Source organism: Achromobacter semiaridum (genome assembly GCF_053543755.1).
Window position 1 is genome coordinate 1 of the sequence record NZ_JBLVOL010000124.1, and the last position, 13666, is coordinate 13666.

At 65.5% G+C, this 13666-nt stretch carries 10 protein-coding genes; 3 read left to right on the top strand and 7 right to left on the bottom strand.

Features of this window, described 5'->3' with window-relative positions:
* Positions 1-2377, top strand: a 2377-nt coding sequence (locus ACNPP0_RS25885; protein WP_448707407.1) for an NfrA family protein, incomplete at its 5' end; no start/stop codon positions are given.
* On the opposite strand, the gene ACNPP0_RS25890 is transcribed toward ACNPP0_RS25885, so the two are convergent.
* The 5 genes from ACNPP0_RS25890 to ACNPP0_RS25910 form a co-directional block, all read right to left on the bottom strand.
* Positions 2374-3324, bottom strand: a complete 951-nt coding sequence (locus ACNPP0_RS25890; protein WP_448707408.1) for a DUF4434 domain-containing protein — start codon at positions 3322-3324, stop codon at positions 2374-2376. The two genes, ACNPP0_RS25885 and ACNPP0_RS25890, sit on opposite strands and share 4 nt — an antisense overlap.
* Positions 3325-3387: 63 nt before the next feature.
* Positions 3388-3801, bottom strand: a complete 414-nt coding sequence (locus tag ACNPP0_RS25895) for a YidB family protein (RefSeq protein ID WP_104143120.1) — start codon at positions 3799-3801, stop codon at positions 3388-3390.
* 143 nt (positions 3802-3944) lie between these two features.
* A complete protein-coding gene (locus tag ACNPP0_RS25900) occupies positions 3945-5186 on the bottom strand; it encodes a lytic murein transglycosylase (protein ID WP_448707409.1) in 1242 nt (413 codons plus the stop codon).
* Positions 5187-5188: 2 nt separating this feature from the next.
* Positions 5189-5902: an MOSC domain-containing protein gene (locus ACNPP0_RS25905; RefSeq protein WP_448707410.1), complete on the bottom strand. Its 714-nt coding sequence runs from the start codon at positions 5900-5902 to the stop codon at positions 5189-5191.
* The gene (locus ACNPP0_RS25910) at positions 5899-6744 is read right to left on the bottom strand and encodes a ferritin-like domain-containing protein (protein WP_448707411.1); all 846 of its coding nucleotides are present in this window, start codon (positions 6742-6744) and stop codon (positions 5899-5901) included. Before ACNPP0_RS25910 ends, ACNPP0_RS25905 begins: the two co-directional genes overlap by 4 nt.
* Before the next feature lie 95 nt (positions 6745-6839).
* Here ACNPP0_RS25910 and ACNPP0_RS25915 point away from each other — a divergent pair, with 95 nt between their 5' ends.
* Positions 6840-7970, top strand: coding sequence for a GNAT family N-acetyltransferase (locus tag ACNPP0_RS25915; protein WP_448707412.1), 1131 nt, complete (start codon positions 6840-6842; stop codon positions 7968-7970).
* A 24-nt stretch (positions 7971-7994) separates the two neighbouring features.
* Here the strand turns inward: ACNPP0_RS25915 and ACNPP0_RS25920 are convergent, their stop codons facing one another.
* A complete protein-coding gene (locus ACNPP0_RS25920) occupies positions 7995-8465 on the bottom strand; it encodes a cyanophycin metabolism-associated DUF1854 family protein (RefSeq protein ID WP_332610533.1) in 471 nt (156 codons plus the stop codon).
* A gap of 21 nt (positions 8466-8486) precedes the next feature.
* On the bottom strand, positions 8487-10772 hold the full coding sequence (locus ACNPP0_RS25925) for a cyanophycin metabolism-associated ABC transporter (RefSeq protein WP_332610534.1): 2286 nt from the start codon (positions 10770-10772) through the stop codon (positions 8487-8489).
* A 269-nt stretch (positions 10773-11041) separates the two neighbouring features.
* On the opposite strand from ACNPP0_RS25925, the gene cphA reads away from it, so the two are divergent.
* The gene (cphA, locus tag ACNPP0_RS25930) at positions 11042-13657 is read left to right on the top strand and encodes a cyanophycin synthetase (protein WP_448707413.1); all 2616 of its coding nucleotides are present in this window, start codon (positions 11042-11044) and stop codon (positions 13655-13657) included.
* Positions 13658-13666 lie beyond the last annotated feature (9 nt).

The window sequence follows — 13666 nt, forward strand, 5'->3', positions numbered from 1 at the left end:
TGCCTACGCCGACTACAAGCGCGGTGACTATGCCGCCGCCGCAAGCGGCGCCGAGCGCGCATTTCGCATCGACCCCAAGCAAGGTGCGTGGGCCATGCTGTGGCTGGACGCATTGGAAGCGCAGAACCAATACGCCCAGGCCGACGCCGCCATCGACCGCGCGATTGCGCTGGGCGCTCCGAACAAAAAAGACCTGGCTGCTCGGCGCCAGACCATGGCCTCGCGCATGGCCGCCAAACAGGCTGATGCGGCCTACCAGGCGCTAAGTGACAACCGCGCGGATGATGCCGTGCCGTTGGCGCGCCAGGCCGTGTCGGCGTCACCCGACACCGCCAGCTATCGCATGCTGCTGATTATTGCGCTGATGCAAAGCGACCGCCTGGCAGAAGCCGAGGCCGCCGCCACCGACGCTATCAACGCCACCGCCGGCGCCGACGGCACCGGCGGCACCGGCGACAGCAACGCACCCGCCCGCGCGGACGCCACCCCCGCCACCAGCGCGCGCAGCGGCAACACCACGGCACGGGTCATGCGCGGCTATCTGCGCCAGCGCCAAGGCAAGACCGATCTGGCGAATGCAGACTTTGACGCCGCGTTGAAGCAAAGACAATTAACCGAAGCCCAGCGCCGCAGCATCCGGCTGCTGGCCGCCGACGCCGCATTGGCCGGCGGCGAAAATGCCCGCGCGCTGGCCCTGATGACGCCACTGGGCAGCCAGGACAGCGCCGCCGACGTAAGAATCAAGCGCGCCCGTTCCCGGCCCGCCGTGCCCGCCACGCTGACATTGGCCAATTACCCCGCGCCCGTCCCGGACTGCCGCAACACGCCGCCCGGCGCCTATTGCGACCTGCTGCCGTCCGACGCGGTGGGCAGCGGCGGCCCCGCTGCACGGGCCTACGCCGCCTATGCGCGCGAAGCCTATGCCGAGGCCATCGCCCAGGCCCGCCTGGCCGTCGAGCAAGACCCGGCCAACCAGGAATACCAGCGGCTGTTGACCACCACGCTTGCTGCCGGCAAAGGCGCGCAGCTGGCCGAAGCCCACCAACGCATGACCGACGCGCTGGTGGCGCAGCCCGACGACCCCACGCTGCTGATGCAGCGCGGCTATCTGCGCCAACGCATGAAGCAGCCGGCCCTGGCATTGCAAGACTTCCAGGCCGCGCGCGCCACCGGCAAGGCGCCGCCCACCGTAATCCTGGACGAAGGCTATGCGCGCGCCGGCGCGGGCGACAAGCGTGGCGCGGTGGCTGATTTGCAGCAGGCTATCGACGAAGCCGATGCCGGCAAACTGGAACTGACGCCGCAGCAGCGCTTTGACACGCGCAGCGGCGTTGCGGAGTTGGCGCGCGAATGGGGCGGCTATGTGTCCGCCGGCTATCGCGGCGCGCGGCCGGCGTCCTCCGGGCTGGGCGGCGCGGCAATCACGGTGCCCGGTGACGCCATCTTCAGCACGGCCGAAATCTTCTGGCGCCCGGCCGACTTTCTGAACTCGGCCACGCAGACCTTCGAGTTGTATGGCCGCTTTTCCAACACCTTGTATGACAAAGGCGGCAAGACTACCGGCCAGACCGTCGCCGACCCTTGCGGGGGCAGCATCGATGTCGCGGAGACCCGCAACGAAGGCATCGCGGGCTTGCCCACGACGGTCGGGTCGCTGGGCATGCGCTTCACGCCGTCCACCGAGGTAGGCCTGACGTTCGGCGTCGAACGCCAATTCAACCTGGGCACCGCCACGCGCCAGGGCACGTTCAGCCCCGCGCCGGCCGCCCTGCGCTGCGCGCTGAATCAGACGAATCAATCGCCCCACTACCAGACCACGGCGGACAACGGCGCGTGGCTGGCCTACATCACCTATGGCTTGTACGAAGGCACGAACCTGCGCATCGACCGCCCCGACTGGTTCACGATGGAAGGCTATTTGCAGGGCGGCTATTCCTGGCAGGACATGCCCGCAAAATACTGGCTGCGCGACAACGCCACGGGGAAAGACAGCGACAAGGTCTCAGGCCGCATGAAACGCGACCAGGCGTTTGGCGCCGGTGAATTGCGCGTGGGTCGCAGCTATCGGATGGATGCCCTCAGCGACCGGCTGGTGTTCTTTCCGTATGCCGTGGTGGGCGCCGACTGGCTGTGGAACAAGAACCGCGCCTCCTTCAACCTCCAAGGCGAGTCGTTTTCCGTGGATCAACAAGGCAATGGCTCGTCATGGTCGCTAGGCGCGGGCCCCGGCTTCAACGTGCGTTACTGGTTCCGTGAAGACCATTACAACGCGCCGCGATCCTATCTGGACCTGACCACGCAGTACCGTTTCAACATCGGCGGCGGCGCGGCCGACCGGGCGCGCGGGCTGTTCATCAACCTGACGCTGTCGTACTAGACGCGCGCGTCCAGCCACGCGCGCATCAGCGCCCGCGCCTCGGGCGTGTTGTCGATGACCCAGGGGTCAATCGCAAACGCCACCACCCGCTTGGCGCCATAGCCGCGCGCGACTTCCCACTGTTGCTTGACGCGATCGAAGTCGGCCGAGCGCGCCTTGAAGGTCGAGCCATCGGTACTGCCCGAGGGCAGTTCTTCAAACAACTCCAGAACCAGGTCGAACGATGCGCGGCGCGCCAGCAGCATGTCGTGCAGCGGCGCCAGCGCCTGGTAGTTGGCCAGGCCAGACACGCCCACGCCGTCCTGGATCATGGGATGAATCGCCACCTGGTCCAGGATGGCGCTCCACAGGTTCATCAAGGAACCGTCGGTGGGCAGGCGGGAATGATAGGTGGAAATACAGGGCGGGCGCCCCCGGCTGGTGTCCTGCGCCGCGCGCGACAAGGCATCCAGCCACGGCATCAGCAACGCTTGCCGCGCGGCAGAGGCCCAGTTGTATTGTTCCAGCTCGTAGGGCAGGTACCACCCACGAAACGACTTGCGCTGGGGCCAGGGCGCGGCCTGCATGTACGCCACGCCGCGCGTGCGGGTGTGGTCCAAGTAAGCTGCCAATGCCCGCGGGTTGGCGTTGCCCAGCATCTCCCACCAGCGTTGGTCGTAAGGCAGCCCCACATGCACGCCCAGGCCCTGGTGCTCGGCCTCGTCGAAGATCATGCGCAGCGTGGCATCGGACGCCATCCAGTCGTCAGGGCGTCCGCCTTCCAGGCCGACCCATTGCAGGAAGATCTCGCGGCATCCCAGGCGCCGATAGGCCGACAGGCGCACCCGCCAGTCTTCAGGCGTCAAATCCAGATGGCTGCGCCACAGTTGCAAAAACGTGGCGTTCAAGGACAGGGGCGGTGCACAGGCAGCCAAGGGCGCCAGCGCGCCCACGGCCAGCGCCTGCAACAGGCGCCGGCGGGTGGGAGAGGAAAGCGGTTGACGTATCAGGGGTAAGCCCGTCCCGCCGGGTCAGCCCCGATTGCCGAACATGCCGGACAACGAGGCCAGCAGATCGGTCGGGTTGAAATCCTGGCCAGGCTGGACCTCGCCTTGCGGCGTGGCCTTGTCCACCAGTTGCGGCAACAGCGACGACAGCGAGCCCAGCACCGAATCGGTGTCCTGCCCGGTCTTGGCGGCCAGTTCGTTGACGACACCCGGGTCCAGCACGGCGCCCAGCTGGTCGGGACTGACGGGCAGGTTCTGCCCCGTGCCTACCCAAGACGCCACGATTTCGCTCAAGCCGCCCTTCTGAAAGCTGGCGATCAGGCCGGTAAGACCGCCCGGGTATTTGTTCAGTTGTTCGATCAGCGCCGGCAGCAGCGATGCCGAGCCTCCTTGCTGACCGCCGCCGGCCATCGAGGCCAAGGTATCCAACAAGCTCATCGCAGTGCTCCTGAAAAGTGGGAAAACCAGTATAGGGCCGCGACCGGCACCCGGCATGTCAAGGCGGTTACCCAGGGTCGGTTCTTTGCAAAACTTGTAAATCTGGCCGCGGAATGCGGCCGCTTATCCGGCCCTGGGTGGCTTCAACGCGGCGGGGTGGGCGCCTGGGATGCCTGGGATGCCCGCAGCGCCCGCAGCGCCTTCAGGCCCGCACGCCCGTCGGCAGGCAGACCCAGTTCGCGCTGGGCGGCTTGCAAGGCTTGGCGTGTGCGCGTGCCCACCATTCCATCGGGTTCGCCCACGTCATAGCCTTTGGCGATCAGCAAGCGTTGCAATTCGCGGCGTTCCGCCCGCGACAGGCCCGGGTCATCGGTGGGCCAGGCTTGTATCAGCGGGCCGCCGCCGCGCAGGCGGTCCGACAGGTGGGCGATGGCCAGGGCATAGCTTTCCGCCGCGTTGTACGAATACAGCGCATCGAAATTGCGAGTCACCAGAAACGCGGGGCCTTTCCTGCCCGCGGGCAGCAGCAAGCCGACCGGCGTATCGCCCGGAGGCAGCGCCTGCCCGTCCGCGCGGGTCACACCTTGTTTAGCCCAAGCGGACATCGCGCGCTTGTTCTTGCGCCCCGCCCCGGCCGCGTCCAGCGCGGCGGGCAGACGGACTTCATAACCCCAGACCAATTCCGGATTCCAGCCGGCGCGTTTCAGGAAGTTGGCGGTTGAGGCCAGCGCGTCGGGCACGCTGTCGACCAGGTCGCGGCGGCCATCGCCATCAAAATCCACCGCCAACCGCAGATAGGTCGAGGGCATGAACTGCGTTTGGCCAAAGGCGCCGGCCCACGAACCCACCAGCCGCTCTGGCGCGATGTGTTCGTCCTGAATGATTTTCAGCGTCGAAAAAAATTCGCCTCGGAAGTAGGCTTGCCGCCGGCCGAAGCAGGACAGCGTCGACAGGGACGTCAATAGCGGCCGGCCGCCCAGGGTGCGCCCAAAGTTGCTTTCCACGCCCCACACGGCGGCAATCGTGGCCGGGTCGACCTGGTAGCGCACCGCCGCGCGGGCCAGGTCGGCCTGCCAGCGCGCCATGCCCGCCTGCCCGTCCGCCACGCGCTCGTCATCGACCAGGCCCGCCATGTAGTCCCAGATGGGCGTCTTGAATTCGGGCTGCGCGTCCAGCAGCTCGATGACCGCCATGTCGGGCGACAAGCCTTTCGTATGGGTGTCGAAGGTGGCGGCGGACACGCCCGCTTTCTGCGCGGGGCCGCGCAGCTGCGACAGGCAGGCGGCGTAAGGGTCGGCCGCGTGGGCGCCGAAAGCAGGCAGCGCAAGCGCCGCGCAGCAAAGCGCCCGGGCCAGGGCCGGTCTTGTCGATAGGGACATTTTCATGTTCAACGTTCCTGCGATGTCGGGGCCTGCGCATCGCCTTGCAGGCGGCGGGTCCAATCTTCCACCTGTCCGGCCTGGGCGCGCTTTTCGAACAGCGCCCGCCAGTTCGGCGACAGTTCGGGCAGCGCGGCCAGGGCGTGCAGCACGTCCGCGTCCAGCACGCGCCGGTTCAGCACGTCTTGCACGCGGGCAAGCGTCCATTGTGCATGCGGGCGTTCGGATAGCGTCAGCGTGTCGCCCGCGCACAGCCAGCCCTCTTGCAGCACGCGGTAATACCAGCCCGTCATGCCGCTGGCCTGCACGCGGGCTGCCATGCCGCGCCGGGCAAATCGGTGATCCAGTTTCCAGCACGGCTGGCGTGCTTGCGATACCTGGATCAAGGCGGTGCCGGCGCGAAACACATCGCCCACGCAGACGTCGGCTTCGGTCATGCCGTGGGTGGATATGTTCTCGCCGAATGCGCCCGGCGCCTGCAATACCGCGCGTTCGCCCAGCTCGGCCTGCCAGGCGGGATAGTGCTCGCGGGCGTAATGATGCAGCGCCTTTTCCGGGCCGCCATGAAAACGGCGGTCGGCTTGTTCGTCGCCGCGCAGGCCTTCGGCGCCCACCCACAGGCGCTGGGAAACGGGGTGTTTGTCGATACCGCTGTCGCGGCCGGAATCGCCCAGCGGACGCACGGTGCCGGTCAGCAACGCATCAATGCTTATCGGTTTCATTGGGTGTTCGGTACCGGCTGGTTGGCCTGCAACGCGGCCAGCTCGGCGTCGTCGAACCCCGCCGCGCGGCGCGCTTCCAGGTTGAACGGGCCGCGCAACCTGGGGGCGTCATAACGCTGCGCCAGGTCGGCGTAGCAGGCCACGGGTTCCTGGCCCGATTGTGCGCATAGCTGCTTGAACCAATGGTTGCCAATGGCGACATGGCCGATCTCGTCGCGCAGGATGATGTCGACGATGGCCGCGCTGGGCGCGTCTCCTGCCCCGGCCAGCTTGTTGCGGATCATGGGCGAGGCGTCCAGCCCGCGCGCCTCCAGCGTGCGCGGCACCAGCGCCAGGCGCGCAAGCAGGTCGCCCCGCGTGCGCTCGGCCATGTCCCACAGGCCGTTGTGCGCGGGGAAGTCGCCATAGGCGTAACCCAGCGCCGCCAACCGCTGACGCAACAGATCGAAGTGATAGGCCTCTTCGCGCGCTACGCGCAGCCAATCGCGATAGAACGCTTCGGGCATGCCGGCAAAACGCCACAGAATATCCAGCGCCAGATTGACGGCGTTGAATTCAATATGAGCCAGTGCGTGCAGCAGCGCGGCGCGGCCCTCGACCGTGGCCATGGATCGATGCTTGACCTGCGCGGGCGGCACCAATTCGGGGTGTTCCGGCCGGCCGGGCAAGCCGTGCGGCGCGACGAATACGCGGGTGCGGTCCAGCGGCGCGCGATCGGCGATATTGCGCACGGCCGCCAGTTTTTCCGGCCATGTCTTGCCGGCGAGCGCGGCCAAGGCCTGCCCCCGCAAGCATTGCGCGATCGGCGCGGCATCTGCCGCGGCGATGGTGTTGCTGTCCATGGTGTTTCCAATCCCAGGCGGCCCGTGCCGCCGCAATCCCTGAAAAAGCCCACGGTTTCAAACCCGCGCGCTGGCGAAGACTTTATCATTCACGAATGGATTCCCTGCGCTTGACCATTGAAACCGACCTGTCCCGCATCGACGCCCATGCCTGGGATGCGCTGGCCGGTGATCAACCCTTTCTGCGGCACGCGTTTCTGTGCGCGCTGCATGAAACGGGATGCGCGGCGCCGGCCTCGGGCTGGGCGCCGCATTATCTGGCGCTGTGGCGCGACGGAGCGCTGGCCGCCGCCACGCCGCTTTACCTGAAGTCGCACTCGCGTGGCGAATACGTGTTCGACTACGCCTGGGCCGACGCCTTCCAACGCCACGGCATGCGCTATTACCCGAAGCTGCTGTCTGCCATTCCGCTCACGCCTGTCACGGGGCCGCGCCTCTTGGCCACCAATGACGAAGACCGGGCCACGCTGGTGCGCGGGCTGGTCGCCTTTGCCGAGGAAATCAAGGTGTCGTCGCTACACCTGCTGTTTCCGGCGGACGCCGACATGCACGTGCTGCGCGAGGCCGGCTTCATGATCCGGGAAAGCGTGCAGTTTCATTGGACCAACCCGGGTTACGCGGATTTTGACGCGTTCCTGGCGCTGATGAGCCACGACAAGCGCAAGAAGATCCGCCAGGACCGCAAGAAGGTCGCCGCCGCCGGCTTGTCTTTCCGCTGGTTGCGCGGCGGCGACATTACCCCCGCCGACCTCGGTTTTTTCTACGACTGTTATTGCCGCACGTATTTCAACCATGGCAATCCGCCCTATCTGAACCGGGATTTCTTTGAACGCGCGCATCGGGAACAGCCGGAAGCGTTTGTATTGATCCTGGCCGAACGCGATGGCGTGCGGGTGGCGGCAGCGCTGAATCTGGTGGGCGGCGACGTGCTGTATGGGCGCTATTGGGGCGCCACTGAATACGTGCCGGGCCTGCATTTCGAGACCTGCTATATGCAGTCGATTGCGTATTGCATTGCGCATGGCATCCGCCGTTTTGAAGGCGGCGCGCAAGGCGAACACAAGATGGCGCGCGGCTTGTTGCCGACGCCGACATGGTCGGCGCACTGGGTGGCGCACCCGGGCTTTGCCGAGGCGATCCAGAATTTCCTGGACGAGGAAACCTCGGCGGTCACCGACTATCTGGGCGAGCTGGAATCGCACACGCCGTTCAAGGGCAGCGCCTAGCGGTAGCCGCGCTGTGCGGCGTCCCTACAGAAACCGGTCCAGCAGCTTGCGGCTGTGCTTGTCCAGCGCCAGGATGTCGCGCACCAGATAGAAGATGCCGTGGCTGTCGGCAATCAGCAGCGTCTGCGGGCTGAGCCGGCGGATGTCTTCCTCGCCGCGCAGCGTGAAAGAGGTGGGGCCGCGATCCGTTTCAACATTCCAGGTACTGGGCGTGGCAAACGTCGACACGCTGGCCAGCTTGCGGATTTCGGGCATGAATTCACGCCCGGCAAGCTCTTCTTCAATCAGCGCCCGTTGCGGGGCCGGCACGTCGGACAGGTGTTCGATCCACAGCAGTTCGTGGCCGTCGCTGGTCACCAGCGACAGGCCGCGTCCCGCTTCGCTGATGGGGAAGGCGCGCACGGGGATGACGCCTTCGTGCGTCTCGCCGTCGGCGGATTGATATTCCAGACGCCCAAAGGCATTGCGGCGCAGCTGAAAGGTCGGCAACGTCATGAAGATAATCCCGGTTCGGCGTCAGGCCACGGCGGCCATGTCTTCGCTGCCCGACGCCTGCGCGTCGGCTTCGGCCTGGCGCGCTTGCGCCTGGTAGAGGCGATAGTAGGCGCCCTCGCGGGCCATCAATTCTTCGTGCGGCCCTTGCTCGACGATCTGGCCACGGTCCAGCACGACCAGCCGGTCGGCTTTGCGCAGCGTGCTCAACCGGTGCGCGATGGCAATCGTGGTGCGACCACGCACCAGGTTGTCCAATGCCTTCTGGATTTCCTTTTCGGTGGTGGTGTCCACCGACGACGTGGCTTCGTCCAGGATCAGGATCCGCGGATCGATGAGCAACGCGCGCGCAATCGAGATGCGCTGGCGTTCACCGCCCGACAGGGCCTGGCCCCGCTCGCCCACCAGCGAGTCATAGCCGTGCGGCAGGCGCAGGATGAATTCATGCGCATGGGCCGCACGAGCGGCTGCGACGATTTCGTCGCGGGTGGCGTCAGGCTTGCCGTAGGCAATATTCTCGGCAATGGTGCCGAAGAACAGGAAGGGCTCTTGCAGCACCAACCCGATGTTGCGCCGATAGTCGGTCACGCGCACCGAGCGGATGTCGATGCCGTCCACCAGCACCGCGCCTTCGGACACGTCGTAGAAACGGCAGATCAGGTTGATCAACGTGCTCTTGCCCGAGCCGCTGTGACCGACCAGCCCAATCATTTCGCCCGGGGCGATGGTCAGGTTCAGCCCGCGTATCACCTGGCGGTTGCCGTAGCGGAAGCCCACGTCGCGCAATTCGATGCGGCCGTTGATGTGCGGCAGCGTGGCCGGCTTTTGCGGTTCGGGCACGCTGGACACATGGTCCAGCACGTCAAAAATGCGCTTGGCGCCGGCAGCCGCCTTTTGCGTCACCGACACAATGCGGCTCATGGAATCCAGGCGCAGATAAAAGCGCCCGATATACGCCAGGAACGCAGCCAGCACGCCTACCGTGATCTGCTTTTGCGACACCTGCCAGATACCGAATATCCACACCACCAGCAGCCCCACTTCCGTCAACAGCGTGACGGTGGGTGAAAACAGCGACCACGTGGTGTTGACGCGGTCATTCACTTCCAGGTTGCGATTATTGGCTTCGCGAAAACGCGCGACTTCGCGCTTTTCCTGTGCGAATGCCTTGACCACGCGAATGCCGGGAATGGTGTCGGCCAGCACGTTCGTGATTTCGGACCAGATGCGGTCGACCTTTTCAAAACCGTGGCGCAGGCGGTCGCGCACGGCGTGAATCATCCAGATGATGAACGGCAGCGGCACCAGCGTCACCAAGGCCAGCCACGGGTTGATCGACACCAGGATCACCGCCGTCATCACGATCATCAGGATGTCGGTGGCGAAGTCCAGCAGGTGCAAAGACAGGAACACGCAAATGCGGTCGGTCTCGCTACCGATGCGGGAAATCAGGTCGCCCGTGCGCTTGCCGCCAAAGTACTCCAGCGACAACTGCTGCAAATGTTCATAAGTGGTGGTGCGCAGGTCAGCGCCGATACGCTCGCTGACCCAGGCCAGGATGTAGGTGCGAGCCCATCCCAGCCCCCAGGCTAGAAAGGCGGATGCCAGCAAGCCGCTGAGATACAGGCGCACCTTGCTGTAGTCGATGGGCGCGCCGTTCTGGAACGGAATCAACACATCGTCCATCAGCGGCATGGTCAGGTAAGGCGGCACCAAGGTGGCGGCCGTGCCCAGCAACGTCAGCACGAAACCGACCAGCAAGTGGCCGCGATACGGCCGCGCGAAGCGCCAAAGCCGCAACAACGCCCACGTGGACGACGGCGCGGCCTGTTCCTGGTTGCAGGTGGGGCATTCTTCCTCGCCGGCGGGAATAACGTTATTACACACCGTGCAATTGCGTTCCTGCGGCGCTTCTTCGGCTTGGCCCGAGAGCCGGATCGCCTGCTGCGATTCAAACTGCGCCAACAGGCGCAGCGCGGCCGGGTTGCGGGCCAGCGTGAAACGCCAGATGGCCAGACGCGCCGTATTGTCGTGCAATTCCAGCACGGCGGCGCCGGCGTGGTCCGTCAGATTAAGCGTTAATTGCGGCCCGTAGGCCCACGAATCCCAGCCGTTATCGGCGGAATTTCGGGCTAGAAGGCGCCGATCCGTCGCGGCGACCAGCCCTGGCTGGAACTTCAGCCGCTGGTCCAGGTCTATTTCAACCCAGGCCAGCAAGGTTTCGCCATCCGCTAATTCAGCGCGGATTTCATCCCGCCAGCGGGCAGGAAAGGCATCGGCAAGGCCGGAAAGCAGGTGTGGTTTTTTCATTGGAACGCATACCGGGCCAGGACTCTGCCCTACTAGGCGGCAACCGGTTTACCACCTACGGCGGCAAACGTGTCCCTTCCTTACAACACAACGAGTTCACGCCTTGAAGGCGTCGTATAGTAGCAGCCGATTTTTCTAATTAGGAATATCTGGGATCCCCCACTCGTTGGCATTATTCTTACAGCGCAACCCCAAAAATTCGCAATAAATTCGCGGTCTTACATAGGGGCGTCCGCGCGTGCCAACCTGCTTCTCAAGTAAATTAAAACATGAAAAAGAAAGACATTGAATTTCTCGATGTCGTGGCTTTGCGCGGCCCGAACATTTGGACGTATCGCCCGGTCCTTGAAGCATGGGTGGATATTGGTGAATTGGAAGACTATCCGTCCAACACCATTCCCGGGTTTTACGAGCGCTTGTCCGAATGGCTGCCGACGCTGATCGAACACCGATGCAGCCCCGGCGTGCGCGGGGGATTCCTGGCCCGCCTGAAAGAAGGCACCTGGCCCGGCCACATTCTTGAACATGTCACGCTGGAATTGCAGAACCTGGCCGGATTGCGCGGCGGCTTCGGCAAAGCCCGCGAAACGTCCACCCGCGGCGTCTACAAAGTAGTGGTGCGCGCCTGGCAGGAACAGGTCACCCGCACCGCCCTGAACGAAGCGCGCGACCTGGTCATGGCCGCCATTGAAGACCGCCCGTTCGACGTGCCCGCCACCATTGCCAAGCTGCGCAGCCTGGTGGACAAGCACTGCCTGGGGCCCAGCACCGCTTGCATCGTGGATGCCGCCGACGACCGCGATATTCCGTATATCCGCCTGTTTGAAGGCAACCTGGTCCAATTCGGCTACGGCTCGGCCCAGCGCCGCATCTGGACGGCCGAAACCGACCGCACCAGCGCTATCGCCGAAGGCATTTCGCGCGATAAGGACCTGACCAAGGAACTGCTGTCGACCTGCGGCGTGCCGGTGCCCGAGGGCCGCCTGGTGCGCAGCGAGGACGACGCCTGGGCAGCCGCCGAGGACATCGGCCTGCCCGTGGTGGTCAAGCCGTATGACGGCAACCACGGCCGTGGCGTCTTCACCAATCTGACGACCCGTGAAGACGTGGTGTCCGCCTACCGCGTGGCGGTGGATGAAGGCAGCGGCGTCATCGTCGAACGCTTTGTGCTGGGCAACGAACACCGTTTGCTGGTGGTCGGCAACCGCATGGTGGCCGCCGCCGCCGGCGAACCAGCCTGGGTAACGGGCGACGGCAAGTCCACCATCACCGAATTGATCGACAGCCAGATCAACATCGATCCGCGCCGCGGTCGCACCGAAAACCATCCATTGAACCTGGTCCGCCTGGACTCCGCCGCCCGGCTGGAAATTGCCCGCCAGGGCATGTCGGAAGACAGCGTGCCGGCCGACGGCCAGCGCGTGTTGGTGCAGCGCAGCGGCAACGTGGCGTTCGACGTGACCGACCGCGTGCATCCCAGCATTGCCGCCACCGTCACGCTGGCCGCCCGCGTGGTGGGCCTGGACATAGCCGGTGTGGACCTGGTGGCCGAAGACATCACCCGCCCGCTGGCGGAACAGCGCGGAGCCATCGTTGAAGTGAACGCCGGCCCGGGCTTGCTGATGCACCTGAAGCCGGCCGACGGCACCCCTCGCCCGGTGGGCCGCGCCATCGTCGACCACCTGTTCCCCGACGGCGACGCCGGCCGCATTCCCATCGTGGGCGTCACCGGCACCAACGGCAAGACCGTGGTGGCACGCCTGGTTGCGCGCTTGCTGCATCTGTCCGGCAAGCGCACCGGCCTGGCGTGCAGCGAAGGGCTGTACCTGGACCGCCGCCTGGTGCAAAAGGGCGACCGCGCCGATTTCGCGTCCGGCACCCGGTTGCTGATGAACCGCAACGTGGACGCAGCCGTCATCGAAAACGACAGCGGCGTCATCCTGGGCCAGGGCCTGGCCTATGACCGCTGCCAGGTCGGTGTGGTGACCAATATCGACGACGCCGACCATCTTGGCGACTTCGACATCAACGAAACGGAACGCATGTTCAATGTGTTCCGCACGCAGGTCGACGTGGTGCTGCCGACGGGCGCCGCCGTGCTCAACGCGCGCGACCCCCGCGTGGTGGAAATGGCCGAGCTGTGCGATGGCGCGGTGATTTTCTTTGGCATCGACCCCGCCCTGCCCGCCATCGCCGCGCATTTGCAGCAAGACGGCCGCGCGGTGTTTGTGCGCGACGGCGGCATCATCCTGGCGCAAGGCGCCCGCGAAGAGCGGCTGGCCAATGTGGCCGCCATCCCGTTGACGCATGGTGGCCGCGTGGCCTTCCAGGTGGAAAACGTGCTGGCCGCCGTGGGCGCCGCCTGGGCGCTGGACATCCCCGTGGAACTGATCCGCGCCGGTATCGAAACCTTCGATATCGACCAGGCTGATGCGCCCTGGCAGTTCACGCTGTTTGAACGCAACGGCAGCACGGTGGTGGTGGACGACGTGCACAACGCGTCCGCCCTGCGCCCGCTGATCGCCGCCATCGACCAGTTTCCGTCGACGCGCCGCGCCGCGGTGTATTCCGCCGGCGCCGACCGTCGCGACGCCGACCTGATCGAACAGGGCCGCCTGCTGGGCGATGCCTTTGACCGCGTCGTGCTCTATGACGACATGACCGTGCAAAGCAAGCGCCCCCAAGGCCAGGCGCGCGCGCTGCTGCGCCAGGGGCTGTCGCAAGGCAGCCGCGTGAAAGACATCCAGGACGAGCCGGATCATGGCAAGGCCATCGAAAGCGTGCTGACCGGCATTGCAACGGGCGACTTCGTCCTGCTGCAATCCGACGAAGCCTTTTCGGGCCCCACCATCGATCTGGTCCGCCGCTGGATTCAACAATACTGACAGGAATAC

What these genes read in the sequence shown, in the direction of transcription:
- ACNPP0_RS25895 (WP_104143120.1), bottom strand. Translation starts at nt 3,801, where the DNA reads ATGAGCTTGTTGGATACCTTGGCCTCGATGGCCGGCGGCGGTCAGCAA.
- ACNPP0_RS25900 (WP_448707409.1), bottom strand. Translation starts at nt 5,186, where the DNA reads ATGAAAATGTCCCTATCGACAAGACCGGCCCTGGCCCGGGCGCTTTGC.
- ACNPP0_RS25905 (WP_448707410.1), bottom strand. Translation starts at nt 5,902, where the DNA reads ATGAAACCGATAAGCATTGATGCGTTGCTGACCGGCACCGTGCGTCCG.
- ACNPP0_RS25910 (WP_448707411.1), bottom strand. Translation starts at nt 6,744, where the DNA reads ATGGACAGCAACACCATCGCCGCGGCAGATGCCGCGCCGATCGCGCAA.
- ACNPP0_RS25915 (WP_448707412.1), top strand. Translation starts at nt 6,840, where the DNA reads ATGGATTCCCTGCGCTTGACCATTGAAACCGACCTGTCCCGCATCGAC.
- ACNPP0_RS25920 (WP_332610533.1), bottom strand. Translation starts at nt 8,465, where the DNA reads ATGACGTTGCCGACCTTTCAGCTGCGCCGCAATGCCTTTGGGCGTCTG.
- ACNPP0_RS25925 (WP_332610534.1), bottom strand. Translation starts at nt 10,772, where the DNA reads ATGAAAAAACCACACCTGCTTTCCGGCCTTGCCGATGCCTTTCCTGCC.
- cphA (WP_448707413.1), top strand. Translation starts at nt 11,042, where the DNA reads ATGAAAAAGAAAGACATTGAATTTCTCGATGTCGTGGCTTTGCGCGGC.